The organism is Microvirga sp. KLBC 81, assembly GCF_003075415.1.
Taxonomy (GTDB): domain Bacteria; phylum Pseudomonadota; class Alphaproteobacteria; order Rhizobiales; family Beijerinckiaceae; genus Microvirga.
Genome location: NZ_QDAH01000019.1, coordinates 1 through 14,902 on the forward strand (window position 1 = coordinate 1; position 14,902 = coordinate 14,902).

The following is a 14,902-nucleotide window of genomic DNA, read 5'->3' on the forward strand; positions in this document are numbered from 1 at the left end:
ACGCTCAGGTTGATGTCGCGCAGCACGTGAAACTCGCCATACCACTTGTGTACGTCGATCATCTGCACGGCGGCCTCGGCTTTCGGGTCGATTGCGGAGGTCTGAACTGTTTGGGATGTCATTGTCGTTGCCATGAAATTTACCGTTTCTGACCTGCTGCGAGGCGTCGCTCGACCCCGAGCGAGTAACGCGACATGCCGAAGCAGAAGATGAAATAGAACAGAGCCGCGAAGGCGTAGCCCGTAAGACCGATGGTTGGCGCGGCCCAGTTCGGATCGATGCGCGAGGCCTCGATCGTCTTAACCACGTCGAAGATGCCGACGATCGCCACGAGGGACGTATCCTTGAAGAGGCCGATGAAGGTGTTCACGATGCCCGGGATCACAATGCGCAGGGCCTGCGGCAGGATGATGAGGATCATCATCTGCGGATAGTTGAGGCCCAAGGACATCGCGCCCTCGTACTGCCCCTTCGGCATGGCCTGAAGGCCGCCGCGCACCACCTCCGCCATGTAGGCGGAGGCGAAGAGCGCCGTACCGATGAGGGGGCGCAGCAGGCGGTCCACCGTCATGTCGCCCGGAAGGAATAGGGGCAGCATGGTGTTGGCCATGATGAGCACGGTGATCAGTGGCACGCCGCGCACGAATTCGATGAAGATCACCGAGGCCATGCGCACGATCGGCAGCTTGGAGCGACGGCCGAGGGCCAGCAGAATGCCGAAGGGCAGCGAGAACACGATGCCAACAGTTGCCACCAGCAGCGTCACGAGAATGCCGCCCCACAGGGAGGTTGGCACATGACGCAGACCGAAATCGATATCCATCAGGGCGAGCGTGACGCCGATCACGGCGACGATGCCGCCTCCGATGATGAGCGCAGGCCGGAGCGGCGTCTTGAGGATCGCTGCCACGAAGGCAAAGAGCGCAATCAACAGAGCCCCGAAGATCAGGAAGCTGATCCAGAACCGGCTGCTGAAATCCGCATTGCCGCCTGTCAGAAGGATGTAGGAGAGAACCGGGAACAGCCAGAAGAAATAGACTGCACCCAGATCGCGCCGCGGAGCCTTCAGCCACAGAAGCCAGCCCACGCCAATGGCCAGCAATGCGAAGAAGATATCGACCCTCCAGCGCTCCGACACGGTGTAGGAGCCATAGGTGAAGTAACCCATCTTCTCGCGGATGAAGGCCCAGCAGGCCCCCGCCTCGCTGCCGCCCATATCGGCGCGGCAGGCGGCACGGTCCGCGCCGCTCCAGACCGCATCGATGAAGAGAAACTTCACCAGCGGCGGAACGCTGACATAGAGGAGGTAGAACACCACCAGGGTCAGCAGGGTGTTGAAGGGACCCGAGAACAGGTTCTCACGAACCCAGGCGATGGGGCCGCGTGTAAGGTTGGGCGGAGGCAGCGCCTCCACCTGCTTGGCGCGGACGAAACGAGGAATATCGACGGTCGTGCTCATCGGATGTCCTTACCGTTCGACGATCGCCACACGGCGGTTGTAGATGTTCATCAGGGTCGAGGTCACGAGGCTGATCGTGAGATACACACCCATGGTGATGACGACCACTTCGATGGCCTGACCCGTCTGGTTGAGCACCGTGCCCATGAAGACCTGCACAAGATCGGGATAGCCGATCGCAACCGCCAGGGACGAGTTCTTCGTCAGGTTGAGGTATTGGCTCGTCAGCGGCGGAATGATGACGCGCATGGCCTGCGGGATGACCACGAGGCGAAGCGTCTGACCGGGCTTCAGACCGAGCGAACCCGCAGCCTCCGTTTGCCCCTTCGAGACGGCCAGGATGCCGGCACGCACCACCTCGGCGATAAAGGCCGCCGTATAGGTGGTGAGGCCGAGCAGCAGCGCCACGAATTCCGGCAGGATCTGCATGCCGCCCGTCAGGTTGAAGGTGCCCTTCCTCGGAAGCTCGAAGCTGATCGGATTGGCGCCCACAATCGCGAGCACGATCCAGGTGAGGATCGGCAGGCCAAGGACGAGCCCCAGGGTCACGAGACCGATGGGGGACTGACGCCCGGTCCTCTCCTGCTGTGCCTTGGCCCAGCGGCGATAAATGAAGCTGCCGACGAGGCCGATCACCAGCGCCGCCGGAATTGCCCACGCATCCGCCGCATAGACCGGGCGTGCCATGAAGAGGCCGCGCGCGTTCAGGAAGAAGCCCGCACCCATCTCGATGGAGTTGCGCGGCTGAGGCAGTGGCCCGAGCACCGCGATGTACCAGAACAGCAGTTGCACGAGCAGCGGGATGTTACGCAGTGTCTCCACGTAGACCATGGCGACCTTCGCCACCATCCAGTTCCTGGACAGGCGGGCAATGCCGATCAGGAAGCCGAGGATCGTGGTGAAGAAGATGCCGATGGCCGACACAATCAGCGTGTTGAGCAGGCCAACGATGAAGGCGTCACCATAAGTCGATCCGGCCGCGCTGAACTGGACCAGCGTCTGGCTGATGTCGAAACCGGCGGTGTTGTTGAGGAAGCCAAACCCGGAGGCGATCCTCGCCCGCTGCAGGTTCTCGATAGCGTTGGTGGCCGCTATCCAGAACAGATAGCCGACGACGACGATGAGAAGGACCTGATAGAAAACTCCACGGACCTTCGGATCGTAGAGAAACGATTTTTTGGGTGGCGATGTCTGGCTGACAACGGTCTGCACTGAACTCTATCCTCCGACGGCAGGCTCGATTGGCCGTCCTCCCCCGTGTTCATGCAATTGTCGCTGCCATGAACGAGCGGCAGTTTTTTTATTAGGAAGCGTCCGGATTTCCGGACGCTCCCATTCTCGAGAAAGATCCGGTTAGCGGACCGGAATGCCGTACTGCAGGCCGCCCTTCGTCCAGAGAGCATTCTGGCCGCGCTTGATCTTCAGCTTGGAGCCCTCGCCGACGTTCTTCTCGAACACTTCGGAGTAGTTACCCACGTGCTTGATGATCCGGTAGGCCCAGTCGTTGGTCAGGCCGATGGCCTCGCCAAACTTGCCCTCGGTGCCGAGCAGGCGCTTGATCTCCGGGTTCTCGGAGGTCTTCATCTGGTCGACGTTCGCCTTAGTCACGCCGAGCTCTTCAGCGTTCAGCATGGCATTGTGCGCCCAGCGGACGATATCGCCCCACTGGTTGTCGCCGTGACGGACTGCCGGGCCGAGGGGCTCCTTCGAGATGATCTCGGGCAGAACGATGTGATCGTCCGGGGCCGAAGCGCGCAGACGCTCGGCGTAGAGGCCCGAAGCGTCCGTGGTGAACGCGTCGCAGCGGCCGGCGTCATAGGCCTTGAAGGTCTCGTCCGAGGTGGCGAAGGCCACGACTTCGTACTTCATATTGTTGGCGCGGAAGTAGTCGGCGAGGTTGAGCTCGGTGGTGGTGCCCTGCTGGGTGCAGATCGAAGCGCCGTTCAGCTCCTTCGCGGAGGAGACGCCGAGCTTCTTGCGGACCATGAAGCCCTGGCCGTCGAAGTAGTTGATGGCCGGGAAGTCGAGGCCGAGCTGCGTATCGCGCGACATCGTCATGGTCGAGTTGCGGGACAGCACGTCCACTTCGCCCGACTGGAGCGCGGTGAAGCGGTCCTTAGCGGCGAGCGGGATGTAGCGCACCTTGGTCGGATCGTCGAAGATCGCCGCGGCGATAGCGCGGCAGAGGTCCACGTCGAGACCCGTCCAGTTGCCCTGGGCGTCCGGCAGGCCGAAGCCGGCGAGACCGGTGTTCGAGCCGCAGGTCAGGAAGCCCTTCTGCTTTACGCTGTTCAGGGTTGCCTGTGCGGAAGCACCCGTCGCGAGCAGGCTCGCCGTCAGGCCGAAGGCAATCGAGATGAGAGCCTTTTTCATGCTGGTATATTCTCCCAATAGTTCCATTCGGCTCGCCTGTTCTTTTGTCCCCCAGCCGAGCCACGGTCAGACCGTTCCACGCCGCATCGATCGAGGCGGCATCAGATCCATCACATTCCATGATTGATCACCGGTCAAGTCTTGATGGAACGCTTTTTCATCAGAGGGTTGACGCCAAGCTGCGCTCGGCATCAGATCAAGCCTCCTTCAGCAAGCCCTTGAACCGATGTCCAAACTTCCTTCAAAGCCTGCCAACCTCGCCGAACGCACCCGCCTCGTTTATGCGGGCCGCGAGCCCTTTGAGCAACATGGTTTCGTGAATACGCCGATCTATCGCGGCTCCACGGTCCTCTACCCTACGACAGACGATCTCTTGCATCGGCGGGGCCGCTATTCCTATGGAACGAAGGGGACTCCGACCACCGAAGCGCTCGAAAAGGCCTGGACGGAGATTACCGGTGCGGCCGGCACGGTGCTCGCTCCATCGGGGCTTGCTGCCGTCACGGTTGCCCTCATGTCGTGCCTCAAGGCCGGCGACCACTTGCTGATCGCCGATTCCATCTACCTGCCGACCCGGCAATTCTGTAACGGGATGCTCCAGAAATTTGGTGTGGAAACCACCTACTACGATCCATCTATCGGCGCCGAAATCGAATCTCTGATGCGCCCGAACACGGCAGCTGTCTTTACAGAAGCGCCCGGCTCCCAATCCTTGGAGATGCAGGACATCCCCGCCATCGCCGAGGTGGCGCACCGTCACGGGGCAGTCGTTCTCATGGACAATACCTGGGCGACCCCCCTGCTCTTCCCGCCCCATGAGCGTGGGGTCGACATCGCCATCGAGGCGGGCACGAAGTATCTCAGCGGCGGCTCGGACCTTCTGCTCGGCATGGTCTCGGCCAACGAGCGCTGCTTCAAGGACCTGCGGGCCACCTACGACGCCTTCGCCATGTGCCCGGGCCCGGAGGATGTGTTCTTGGGGCTTCGCGGCCTCCGCACCATGGCGCTCCGTCTGCGCGAGCATGAGAGGCAGGCTCTCGAGATGGCCCGTTGGCTCGCCGCCCGCCCCGAGGTGGCGCAGGTACTGCACCCGGCGCTTGAAACCTACCAGGGCCATGACATCTGGAAACGAGACTTCAAGGGCTCGTCGGGCCTCTTCTCCGTCATCCTCAAACCCTGCTCGGACAAGGCTCTGGCGGCGATGCTCGATGGCCTCGCCCTCTTCGGCATGGGCTATTCCTGGGGCGGCTTCGAGAGCCTCGTGATTCCGTTCAACTGCGCCAGCTATCGCACGGCAACGAAGTGGGAGCCGGGCGGCCACGCTCTGCGTTTCCATATCGGCTTCGAGGATCTCGATGACCTCAAGCGCGATCTCGATGCGGGCTTCACCCGCCTGCGGGAGGCGGATTAGGTCGGCAGTTCCACCTCAGCCGCCTTCTTCCGTGCCTCCCTCGCGATCAGCATGAGATTGCGGACATAGATAAAGACCGAGAGGGCCTGGCCCGAGATGATGACGATGTCGCGTCGGACGAATCCGTAAATGAGCGTCATCAACCCGCCCGCGATGGACAGGAACCAGAAGCCCATCGGGATGACGCTCTTTTCCGCCTTCTCGCTCGCGATCCACTGCACGATGAAGCGGGCGCCGAAGACGAACTGCGCGAGCACGCCGAAGGCGGCCCAGAGGTCGAAACGGGCGATGACGATATCGTAGAAGTACAATCCGATATCGTGGGACAGGCGCATCAGCATCAGAGAACTTCCTGGGCAACGGGCACGCGGCGGCGGCGCCGGATCAGCCACCACACGCCGACGAGATCGAGGATACCGACCCACAGGCGGTCGAAGAGGCCATAATTGGACTGGCCCGCATGACGGGGCCGGTCAACCACGTCCGCATGGGCGACAGAAAAGCCTTCGCGCTTGACCAGCGCGGGCATGAAGCGGTGAAGAGCATCGAAATACGGCAGGCGCAAATAGACGTCGCGACGGAAAACCTTGAGCCCGCAGCCGGTATCACGCGTCCCATCCTTCAGAACGCGGCCACGTACTCCGTTGGCAATGCGGGACTGCCAGCGCTTGGCGGCACCTTTGCGCCCGACGCGCTGACCGGCGACGAGACCGACAGTCGTGTCTTCAAGAACGGCGGCCATCTGGGGGATGAAGGCCGGATCGTTCTGACCGTCCCCATCGAGCGTCGCGATGATCGGCGCTCGCGCTGCATGGACCCCGGTCCGCACCGCAGCGCTCTGCCCGCAGCTTACCTCATGACGAACGAGGCGCAGCCAGGGCCGCGTGGCACGAGCCGCAAGCACTTGGTTAGCGGTGTCATCAGTCGAGCCGTCATCCACGTAGATCACCTCGAAGGGGGAAAGGGGCGCGCAGGCGCGCTCGATCTCCTCCACGAGGGGCAGGATGTTCAAGGCTTCGTTCTTGACGGGCACCACGACGCTCAATCGCGGAACCGTGTTTAAGTCGTGCATCGGTCAAGGGCCCTTTCAGGGCCCCCTCTTGAGAGAAGAAATCATGGGCAGCCGGTATCGACGGAATAGACGCCGATATCCACACGCTTTCCGCTGTTGATATTGAAACCTGAGACACGGGTCGAGAGCGCAGGAACGAGACCGTTCCGCTCATTCTCGGCCCGGAAGTCGCCTTCGAAGCGCTTGTCCACGAAGGCCATGGCGCAGCTGTTTTCCTTCAGGAAAGCGGAGGCTTCACGCCCTGTATCGAGCATTTTCAAATTTGTGCCGACCAGGAAGACAAGGCTCGGCTCACGATAGCCGAGGGTCGCAACAAACGATTTGCCCCCGATTCTGTGCGCCTCCTCTGCAAGACGCTCCGAAATCTTCAGCGAGCGCAGGTCGAGCTGGACGAAGCCGAACACACCGATCGACAAGCAGATTGCCGACAGGAACCCCGCCCAGAGGCAGCTCAGCATGCGGTTCTTGATGAAGAGCCACCACGCATAAAGTGCGATCACCGAGGCGATTATCATGAACGGCAGGCCCCGATAAGGCAGCGTTCCGTCGAAGGACCAGTTCGCTGCCGACAAGCCGATGGTCAGCCCCACCGGAATGAAAGGAAGAAGGATCGTCGCCAATTTCGCGGCAGGCCGGTGCGGCCCGACGAAGTGGCGGGAGATCGCCATGACGGTCACGATCGCCACCGCCGGAAGCAGCGGCAGGGTGTAGTGCGGCAGCTTCGTCGGAACCGCCTCGAAGACGAGCCAGGAGGGAACGATCCAGGCGAGCGCGAAGGCGACCGGCTCCTCCTTGCGGTGGATCCAGGCGAAGGGCACCGCGATGGCGGCAAGAATCGCGCCGGGCCAGAAGGTGGCGAAGAAGGAGAGCAGATAGAAGCCGGGGGGAGCCCAATGGTATTTCTGGGCCGTGCCGACCTTGCCCAGCATGTCGTGCCCCACCGCCTGCGAGTAGAAGGCGCCGCCGCTCTTGATGGCGATGGCAACGAACCAGGGCAGCACCACCGCCAGGGTGAAGGCGAGACCGAGCCAGGGTCTTAGGGTGAGCAGCCAGCGGGTCGAGCGCTCCTTATAGGAGAGAACGGCCGCCGCGAGGCCGGCGAACATCAGGACCAGAGGTCCCTTGATGAGGATGCCGAGGGCAAAGCCCGTCCAGAAGATCAACAGGGCGCGGCGGGGCAGGACTCCGGCGCCCCGGCTTAAGTAAGCGCGCGCCAAGCCGCCCATGACCGCCACGGAGCAGGCGGCCAGCATGGCATCCGTCTTGGCGAGCCGCGCCTCGACCATGAGGATGACGCAGGTGGCCATCAGCGCCGCTGTCAGGAAGGCTCCTCGCCTCCCGAAGAAGGCCAGGGCCGCCCAATAGGTCAGGAGAACCGTCGCGACGGCGCCGAACAGGGACGGTATACGATAATAAGCAATTGTCTTATGTGCTTGGGGGTCGCCGAGGGCTTTGGCGACCAAAAGGCTGGCGCTCTGCATCCAATAGATGCCCACCGGCTTCTTGTACCGCGCCTCGTCCTGGAAGCGGACATCGACAAAATCCCCCGTCTCCAGCATCTGCTTGGAAGCCTGGGCGTAGCGCGGCTCGTCCCGGTCCATGGGCTGGAGGGAGGTGAAGCCTGGCAGGAAGCAGGCCAGCGACAGCAGCACGAGCACGGCGCAAAGCCTGGCATGGCTGCGCTCCACGAAGCTTGTCAGCTGCTCCGCCGAGAAGCGGCGCAGGGACAGATTCTGCTGGGCGACGGTACCATCCATCAATAACTCCGGAGGCGGACAAGCCTTTGCCGACAGGAAACCGGGCGGGATTTCCCACAAGGGCGCTGATGTCCCCCAAACCCGACGGGAAGTCAAATTGACGGATGGTAGCGGCAAGCGGAAGGCGCTTTGGAGGCCTCTCCTCAGGTGATCCAGAAGTCTCCGGCCGTGATCTTGAGCCCCTTCGGGAGCCATCCGATCAGGACCTGTGGCGCCTGTCCGGTTCCATCGGCATCGTAATAAAGCGTCCCCGAAACCTTGTTGTAGATGATCCGGTCGGAGAGATCGTGAGCCTTCGGCCCGGCCCAGAAGGCCGAGGTCGGAAGCCTGCCGGGCATCCCCAGCTTCGTGAAAACCGCATTCTCCAGAAAGATCGTATCATCGACCGCCGAGAAATCGCCAAGGCGTTCCAGGTTGGTTGTCCGGCTCGGCCGCGTATTGAACAAAAAAACGTCTCTGCCTGTCCCGCCCAGGAGGGTATCCATGCCCGCACCGCCAACCAATGTGTCGTTGCCTTCGAGGCCGGACAGGCGGTCGGGACCGCCTCTGCCTTTGAGAACGTTCGCGATCATGTTGCCGATGATAATGTCGCTTCCGGAGCCGCCGATCGCGTTCTCGATCAGAGAACGCAAGTCGCCTTGATAAAGCAGGCTGTTGGCGATGTTGCCGCGCGCAAACCGGAGAAACCCAAGTTGCGCAGTCTGGGCGAGTGTCAGAGATGACCATTCGCCCGGGCGCAGGTCTACCTCCAGGCCGGTGGTGTAGTTCGAGAAGTCGTATGTATCGATCCCGCCGCCGTCCCAAATGGTCGTGAAAATCCGATTACCGCCCGGAGCGGCCTGCCCCGCACCATTGATGAATTGCTGCCCGGTCAGCGGATTCCAGCGGTAAACCGTGTTGCTGCTGTTGGTGGTGAAATCCGCTCCGTACATGTGCTGGACGGCGGCGATGTCGTACATCATCAGCGACTGGGCATAGCCCCAGGTCTCGTTCTCCATGATCGTACCGGCTGCTCCTACGTAGGAGCGGTACGTCATGACGGAGTATTCCATGGAATCCTGCTCCGGCGCCAAGGCTCCGAAGCCGTAAGGCTCATGTCCGTGCTTCATGCCGAGCGCATGCCCGATCTCATGCATGAAGACATAAAACCCATAACTTCCGGCCCTGACATCAGCGAATGAGCTCGAAGATGCTCGAAACCACGCGTCACCGCCATACTCTGCCTCTGCCGGATAATAGGCCCATGCCGAAGCCGAAATGTTTGCCGACGCGAGGCGCACATCCGCATGGTTATTCTCGTCCTCCTGTATCTCCGTAAGGTCCAGGTTTGTGAATGATGCAATCATCGCGAAGATGTTGCGCGCCGCCGTGGATTGCGCTTCGTTCAGCGGCAGAAAGCCATTTTTCGGCTCACCGCCAACATAGCTGGAGCCGTAATGTGAGGAACTCTCAGGAAAGCTGAATGTGAGGCTCAACGTGCCCCAGCGAATGCCTGACAGAAGAGCATCTAGATTTTGATCGCCACTTTCTATGACGGATGCAGTCGTCGCCATACCTGATCTCCCCGCAAGGGTTCGATCAGGAAGCTTGGCGTTTGCGAGGCTTATTGAACTATTCGCCCGAGGTACCTAGTCTTCAAATAGGTATAAAAGCTTACACCTCGGAATGGTCCTACACGATGGTGAAATCGGCAGAGGTCATCTTCAGGTCCGTTGAGACCTGGGCGAACTGGACGGAAGCCGTCTTCCCTGTTCCGTCAGCATCGTAATAGAGCCCGCCTTGAGCGGCATCGTAGACGATGCGGTCCGTTGAATCGTGCGCCTTAGCGCCTTTCCAAAAGGCTGCTGCCGGGAGCTTTCCGGCGTTTCCCAACTTCGTGAACACCGCGTCTTCCAGATAGATCGTATCGTCCGCGACGGAGAAATCGATAAGCTGATCGCGGTTAGAGCTGCTCGGTGCGGTATTGAAGAAGAAGATGTCTTTCCCCGCACCACCCCAGAGCATGTCATTGCCCTCACGCCCATAAAGGCGATCGGCGCCATTCCCCCCTTTGAGCTTGTTGGCTGCGGCGTTTCCCGTGATCACGTCATTGCCCACGCCACCATTGGCATTTTCGATCAACGACCGGGGATCGCCTTGATAAGTTAGTGCGTTCGCGATGTTGCCGCGCGCATAATGCCCCTCACCCAGTTGGGCGATTTGCTCTGTCGCGAGACGGGACCACTGGCCGGGACGCAGATCCACTTTGAGGTTCGCGGCATAATTGGAAAAGTCGTAGGTGTCGTTTCCACCGCCATCCCAAACAGTCATGAAGATGCGATTGTCGCCTGGAGTCTCCTGTCCGATCCCGTTGATGAATTCCTGCCCGGTTGTTGGGCTCCAGCGATAGACCGTGTTGCCGGCATTGCTGGTGAAATCCGCCCCATACAAGTGTTGAAGGGCAGCGATGTCGTACATCATGAGCGACTGGGCATAGCCCCAGGTCTCGTTCTCCACATACTCTCCGGCTGCGCCAACGTACGACCTGTAGGTCATCACTGAGAATTCCATGGAGTCATGGGCAGATGTCATCGCTCCGAAGACATCGGTCTCGTTTCCATGCTTCAGGCCAATGGAGTGAAGGATTTCATGGATGAAGCCATAATAGTCATAGCTTCCCAGCACCGGATCATCGAACAAGCCGTTGGAATTGCCGAACCAAGTATCCCCGCCTTCGTCAGCCGGTTCCGGCATATATGACCAAGCCGTCGATGGCGCATCCGACTTGGCAAGCCGTAAGGTTGCGTGAGTTGTGGATGTCTCCGTCATCTCGGTGAAGGTCAGGTTGGTGACCGCGGCGATCATCGCGAAGACCTGGCGTGCAGCCTCACGCTGGTCCTCACTCAGGGCGGCAAAATTATCCTGGGGCTCCCGAAACCTGTAATCCTCGCCGTAAAATGATGCCCTGGTCGGGAAGCTGTAGGTGAGATTCAAATCACTCCAGCGCGAACTCCAAAGAACGCCATCGATATCCTGATTGCCTGTCCGCGCGACTGAAACTGTAGCTGCCATGCTTATCCTCGAAGAAACCGTCTTTTTTAGAGCATGGCTTGGGGGGCAGATTGATATCTCATAAGGGGTAGAAGCGGATTTTTGCTAGAATTAAATTCAGAGTCTTAAGCAAATTTGCGCAACGCCTTAGCTTAATAGCTTACGGTGTGAAATTTACTGCTCCCGACGCATCACCCAAATGCCAAGCTAATACTTCCTCTTGCCCGAGGATCGGAGCAGAATTCTCGCAGGAACGTGTCCTGGGCCATTCGGTTGACAGCAGAGGCGTACCTGAGAGCTCACATGAACACCCGCATCTATGGCGAGCATGACGAGAAGACAATTCAGCAGCTGAACCGCTGCATGCAGGCTGGGAGCGCGGCCAAGGGCGTGCTCTGCGCAGATGGACACCTGGGCTATGCGCATCCCATCGGCGGAGTGGTGGCCTACGAGGAGCACATCTCCATCAGCGGCGTGGGCTTCGATATCGCTTGCGGCAACATGGCGGTGCGCCTCGATACCCGGTACGAGGACATTGCCGGACAAGCCGGGAAGATCCTGAGCGATATCGTAAAGACCATCAGCTTCGGCATCGGGCAGAAGAATGCTGTCGCGGTCGATCACGAACTGTTCGATTCTCCCCTCTGGGATGAGGCGGGTGTCCGCGACGTGAAGAAGATGGCGTCCCAGCAATTGGGCACGGTTGGCTCGGGCAACCACTACGTCGATCTGTTCGAGGATGAGGAGGGCTTCGTCTGGATTGGCGTGCATTTCGGCTCCAGGGGCCTTGGGCACAAGATCACGACCAAGCACCTGGCGCTTGTCGGCGCGAAGAACGGCATGGAGGTCGACCCCGCCCTCGTTCACCAGGACAGCGAGATCGGGCGTAGCTATCTCGCCGGTGTGACACTCGGCGGTCTCTATGCCTATGCCGGACGTGAGTGGGTGGTCGAGCGCGTACGCCAGATCATCGGCGGCACAGTCACGGATTCGGTCCACAACCATCACAACTTCGTCTGGCGGGAGAACCATGGCGGACGCGATTACTGGGTCGTACGCAAAGGCGCGACGCCGGCTTTTCCCGGACAGCGCGGGTTCGTCGGCGGCTCCATGGGCGACGATGCGGTGATCCTGAATGGCGTGGAAAACGAGCAGAGCGCCGACAGCCTTTACTCTACCGTGCACGGTGCGGGCCGTCTCTTCGGGCGCATGGAGGCGAAGGGCAAGAAGAACAAGAAAGGCGAATGGGTTCGCCCTCCCCGCTTCACCCGCGAGGAGATGGATTCATGGCTGCGAGAAAAAGGCGTGCTGTTGCGCGGCGGAGACGTGGACGAAAGTCCCATGGTCTACCGTCGTCTCGAAGACGTGCTCGCCTATCACGGCGACACGATCGAGGTCGAGCACACCTTGCGCCCCTTCGCTGTGGCCATGGCAGGCCCCGGCGAGTTCGATCCTTACAAGGATTGAAAACGCGCCGAGGCCTTGCCCTTATCGAAGCCAGCCGAAGTAGAGTGACCACAGGCTCGGAGAGCGGATGCCGCGCACCCGACGCGCTGCCTCTTCGGCTCGCATGAATTGACCGCCATGGCACGAGCAGAGCACGATATGCGCATCATGTTCGGAGATCTGGAAGAAGTTCACCGCGTCGCCGAACCGGTCGCTCAGCAGGCCTGCCGTCCGAAGCACCGGATCGGTGAAAGCGACCGTCAGAGCGGAATTATCGGCGCGCATGGCAAGGCGCACCGCCTTCGGCTTCCACTCGATCTCGTCAAGGGTTCTGAGAAGGCGATCGGGCTCCCGTTCGAGAAGCTCCGCCCAGCGATCCAGGCGTTCTCGCTTCGACAGAACAGGAACTTCCGAGGGTTTCAGATCGGCAACGTGACCGAGTTCAGACAGAGGTCTGTGTTCCATGCTCCCCTCCTTGGCAGAGAAGCGTTTATGAGCACCCACCAGCTGTCAGCTCAACCATGAAACCTTAGGAAAAGTTCAGGAGCACAACCGTTCTAGCCGCTGATATTTTAGGCAGTCGAAACAGATGCTCCGCGCAGGCATGGGCGAGACCACCCATGCCAATACGCGGAGCATCTTTGAAAATTCAAGATCAAGCGTCGGCGGCATGGCTATGAAGCCGATCCCCTGCGACTCCCATCAATTCAGCCAGGCGGTTTCGAGCGCGGTTCACACGGCTCTTGATGGTGCCGACCTTCACGCCGAGAGCTTCTGCCGCATCCTCATAGGACATGCCTTCCGCACCGATCAGGATGATCGCCTCCCGCTGCTCCTGCGGCAGCTTGTCAAGAGCGGTGGACAGATCCTGCAGCGCGAGCTTGTCCTCCTGATCCGGGATCGCAATCATGCTCGCGGCATGCGCGCCATCTCCATCCTCGACCTCGCGGCTGGTCTTGCGGTGGGTCGAGTAGAAGCCGTTGCGCAGAATGGTGAAAAGCCAAGCCTGAAGATTCGTGCCAGCCTCGAACGTCTCCTGCTTCGTCAGCGCCTTGAGTACGGTATCCTGCACCAGATCCTCGGCCTGGTCGAGCTTGCCGGTGAGTGACAACGCGAAGGCGCGGAGATTCGGCAAAGCCTCCATGACACCATCGATAAAAGCCTGATCCACAGGCTCCGTATGCGCGCGGATGACCTGCGCGACGCGCTCGGCAAGCTTGGCCAGATCGCGCGGCAGCTTGTCCTCGGCCGGGTCGCCATAAAGCGCACGGAGCTGCTTGCCGAGATGAAGGCGCACAGCCGCGCTCAAGGCCGCACCGGAGGCGGCCGAGGGGGTGTTCTGAGAAAGAGTTTTGGTCTTATCGGGCATGACCGACTATCTGGGGCGGCCGCGGCGTATTTAAATATCCGAGCGACAATTCGACCGGTGAATTTTTGCGTCACGACGTAACTCCGAAACTGGTTCTGCCTCGGCTCCACGAAGCAATCTCGGCCGGAACCCTTTTCCCGTCCGGGCTGTTCATGTTCGATCATCAGGAGCAATCACATGAGCAGCCGTGGCTTTCCTTCCATGACCGCCCTTCTGGGCCTTCTTGCCATCGCCGGTTATCAGAATCGGGATAAAATTGCAGAGATGCTGCGCGGCGGGCAGCAGCCAGGCGCCCCCGGGCGACCGGGCCAACTGCCGGGACAACAAACAGGTGGCCTCGCAGGTGGCCTCGGTGGTCTTGGAGGCCTCGGAGGATTGCTGGGTGGCATCGGAGGTGCCGGTGCAGGTGGCCTGCTGAGCGGAGGCCTTGGCGAACTCGTCGACCGCTTCCGGCAGAATGGCCAAGGCGACGTCGCCGATTCCTGGATCAGCACCGGCCCGAACAAGGAGATCGCGCCGCAGCAGCTCGAGCAGGCTATCGGGCCCGATGTTCTGGCGACGCTGACACAACAGACTGGCCTCTCGCGAGAAGAGATTCTGGCCCGCCTGTCGCGTGATCTGCCTAACGCCGTCGATCAGTACACGCCAGAGGGTCGCATTCCGACAACCTAAAGCCGTTCCTGTCTTGCACGCTGGCGGCGCCCCCACCAGACAACAACGCGGCGGCGCAGCCGGCGTGCGACCGGCAGGTCGATGGACAGCACGATGATCCCAAGCGGGACCATCCAGAAGCCGAGCACGGGCAAGAACCCGACAATTCCTCCCACCACCAGCGCAGCGCCGAGGCTGATCCTGAGGACCTTTGATCGCGGCAGGGCAACATGACGCCCAGCGAAAGCAACCCGCGGCTTGGTCATGCACAGCCCTCCTCTCTCATGAAGCCATCGGGAGAGATGAAAATTTCTTGGGTCAAGTTGCTTGGGTC

The 14,902-nt window shown here is 60.7% G+C and carries 14 protein-coding genes; 3 read left to right on the plus strand and 11 right to left on the minus strand.

Features of this window, described 5'->3' with window-relative positions; translation table 11 throughout:
• Nucleotides 1–139: 139 nt before the first annotated feature.
• From DC522_RS14020 to DC522_RS14030, 3 genes are all read right to left on the minus strand, one after another.
• A complete protein-coding gene (locus DC522_RS14020; protein WP_116529303.1) occupies nt 140–1,459 on the minus strand; it encodes an amino acid ABC transporter permease in 1,320 nt (439 codons plus the stop codon).
• 9 nt (nt 1,460–1,468) lie between these two features.
• Nucleotides 1,469–2,671 carry an amino acid ABC transporter permease gene (locus DC522_RS14025; protein WP_116529304.1) on the minus strand — a complete coding sequence of 401 codons (1,203 nt, stop codon included), beginning with the start codon at nt 2,669–2,671 and terminating at the stop codon, nt 1,469–1,471.
• Nucleotides 2,672–2,812: 141 nt separating this feature from the next.
• A complete protein-coding gene (locus DC522_RS14030; RefSeq protein ID WP_116529305.1) occupies nt 2,813–3,832 on the minus strand; it encodes an amino acid ABC transporter substrate-binding protein in 1,020 nt (339 codons plus the stop codon).
• Nucleotides 3,833–4,058: 226 nt separating this feature from the next.
• Between DC522_RS14030 and metC the strand changes: the two genes are divergently transcribed.
• On the plus strand, nt 4,059–5,243 hold the full coding sequence (gene metC, locus DC522_RS14035) for a cystathionine beta-lyase (RefSeq protein ID WP_116529306.1): 1,185 nt from the start codon (nt 4,059–4,061) through the stop codon (nt 5,241–5,243).
• On the opposite strand, the gene DC522_RS14040 is transcribed toward metC, so the two are convergent.
• The 5 genes from DC522_RS14040 to DC522_RS14060 all read right to left on the minus strand — a co-directional run bounded on the left by DC522_RS14040 (nt 5,240) and on the right by DC522_RS14060 (nt 11,123).
• Nucleotides 5,240–5,584 (minus strand): lipid-A-disaccharide synthase N-terminal domain-containing protein, encoded by a 345-nt coding sequence (locus DC522_RS14040; RefSeq protein ID WP_116529307.1) that lies wholly within the window; start codon nt 5,582–5,584, stop codon nt 5,240–5,242. The genes metC and DC522_RS14040 overlap by 4 nt on opposite strands.
• The gene (locus DC522_RS14045; RefSeq protein ID WP_116529308.1) at nt 5,584–6,315 is read right to left on the minus strand and encodes a glycosyltransferase family 2 protein; all 732 of its coding nucleotides are present in this window, start codon (nt 6,313–6,315) and stop codon (nt 5,584–5,586) included. The genes DC522_RS14040 and DC522_RS14045 overlap by 1 nt, the downstream gene beginning before the upstream one ends.
• Before the next feature lie 41 nt (nt 6,316–6,356).
• On the minus strand, nt 6,357–8,072 hold the full coding sequence (locus tag DC522_RS14050; RefSeq protein WP_116529309.1) for a glycosyltransferase family 39 protein: 1,716 nt from the start codon (nt 8,070–8,072) through the stop codon (nt 6,357–6,359).
• Between the two features lie 143 nt (nt 8,073–8,215).
• Nucleotides 8,216–9,625: a M10 family metallopeptidase gene (locus DC522_RS14055; RefSeq protein WP_116529310.1), complete on the minus strand. Its 1,410-nt coding sequence runs from the start codon at nt 9,623–9,625 to the stop codon at nt 8,216–8,218.
• 118 nt (nt 9,626–9,743) lie between these two features.
• A complete protein-coding gene (locus DC522_RS14060; RefSeq protein WP_116529311.1) occupies nt 9,744–11,123 on the minus strand; it encodes a M10 family metallopeptidase in 1,380 nt (459 codons plus the stop codon).
• Nucleotides 11,124–11,405: 282 nt separating this feature from the next.
• Between DC522_RS14060 and DC522_RS14065 the strand changes: the two genes are divergently transcribed.
• On the plus strand, nt 11,406–12,569 hold the full coding sequence (locus DC522_RS14065) for an RtcB family protein (RefSeq protein ID WP_116529312.1): 1,164 nt from the start codon (nt 11,406–11,408) through the stop codon (nt 12,567–12,569).
• A gap of 21 nt (nt 12,570–12,590) precedes the next feature.
• Here the strand turns inward: DC522_RS14065 and DC522_RS14070 are convergent, their stop codons facing one another.
• Both DC522_RS14070 and DC522_RS14075 read right to left on the minus strand, forming a co-directional pair.
• Nucleotides 12,591–13,013: a hypothetical protein gene (locus DC522_RS14070; RefSeq protein WP_116529313.1), complete on the minus strand. Its 423-nt coding sequence runs from the start codon at nt 13,011–13,013 to the stop codon at nt 12,591–12,593.
• Between the two features lie 190 nt (nt 13,014–13,203).
• Nucleotides 13,204–13,917, minus strand: coding sequence for a sigma-70 family RNA polymerase sigma factor (locus tag DC522_RS14075; RefSeq protein ID WP_116529314.1), 714 nt, complete (start codon nt 13,915–13,917; stop codon nt 13,204–13,206).
• Nucleotides 13,918–14,094: 177 nt separating this feature from the next.
• Here DC522_RS14075 and DC522_RS14080 point away from each other — a divergent pair, with 177 nt between their 5' ends.
• Nucleotides 14,095–14,589, plus strand: coding sequence for a YidB family protein (locus DC522_RS14080; protein WP_245444156.1), 495 nt, complete (start codon nt 14,095–14,097; stop codon nt 14,587–14,589).
• Here the strand turns inward: DC522_RS14080 and DC522_RS14085 are convergent.
• Complete coding sequence (locus tag DC522_RS14085) at nt 14,586–14,834, minus strand: PGPGW domain-containing protein (RefSeq protein ID WP_116529315.1); 249 nt, start codon at nt 14,832–14,834, stop codon at nt 14,586–14,588. The genes DC522_RS14080 and DC522_RS14085 overlap by 4 nt on opposite strands.
• Nucleotides 14,835–14,902 lie beyond the last annotated feature (68 nt).

What these genes read in the sequence shown, in the direction of transcription:
- DC522_RS14085 (WP_116529315.1), bottom strand. Translation starts at nt 14,834, where the DNA reads ATGACCAAGCCGCGGGTTGCTTTCGCTGGGCGTCATGTTGCCCTGCCG.
- DC522_RS14050 (WP_116529309.1), bottom strand. Translation starts at nt 8,072, where the DNA reads ATGGATGGTACCGTCGCCCAGCAGAATCTGTCCCTGCGCCGCTTCTCG.
- DC522_RS14020 (WP_116529303.1), bottom strand. Translation starts at nt 1,459, where the DNA reads ATGAGCACGACCGTCGATATTCCTCGTTTCGTCCGCGCCAAGCAGGTG.
- DC522_RS14055 (WP_116529310.1), bottom strand. Translation starts at nt 9,625, where the DNA reads ATGGCGACGACTGCATCCGTCATAGAAAGTGGCGATCAAAATCTAGAT.
- DC522_RS14030 (WP_116529305.1), bottom strand. Translation starts at nt 3,832, where the DNA reads ATGAAAAAGGCTCTCATCTCGATTGCCTTCGGCCTGACGGCGAGCCTG.
- DC522_RS14065 (WP_116529312.1), top strand. Translation starts at nt 11,406, where the DNA reads ATGAACACCCGCATCTATGGCGAGCATGACGAGAAGACAATTCAGCAG.
- DC522_RS14080 (WP_245444156.1), top strand. Translation starts at nt 14,095, where the DNA reads ATGAGCAGCCGTGGCTTTCCTTCCATGACCGCCCTTCTGGGCCTTCTT.
- metC (WP_116529306.1), top strand. Translation starts at nt 4,059, where the DNA reads ATGTCCAAACTTCCTTCAAAGCCTGCCAACCTCGCCGAACGCACCCGC.
- DC522_RS14040 (WP_116529307.1), bottom strand. Translation starts at nt 5,584, where the DNA reads ATGCTGATGCGCCTGTCCCACGATATCGGATTGTACTTCTACGATATC.
- DC522_RS14075 (WP_116529314.1), bottom strand. Translation starts at nt 13,917, where the DNA reads ATGCCCGATAAGACCAAAACTCTTTCTCAGAACACCCCCTCGGCCGCC.
- DC522_RS14060 (WP_116529311.1), bottom strand. Translation starts at nt 11,123, where the DNA reads ATGGCAGCTACAGTTTCAGTCGCGCGGACAGGCAATCAGGATATCGAT.
- DC522_RS14045 (WP_116529308.1), bottom strand. Translation starts at nt 6,315, where the DNA reads ATGCACGACTTAAACACGGTTCCGCGATTGAGCGTCGTGGTGCCCGTC.
- DC522_RS14070 (WP_116529313.1), bottom strand. Translation starts at nt 13,013, where the DNA reads ATGGAACACAGACCTCTGTCTGAACTCGGTCACGTTGCCGATCTGAAA.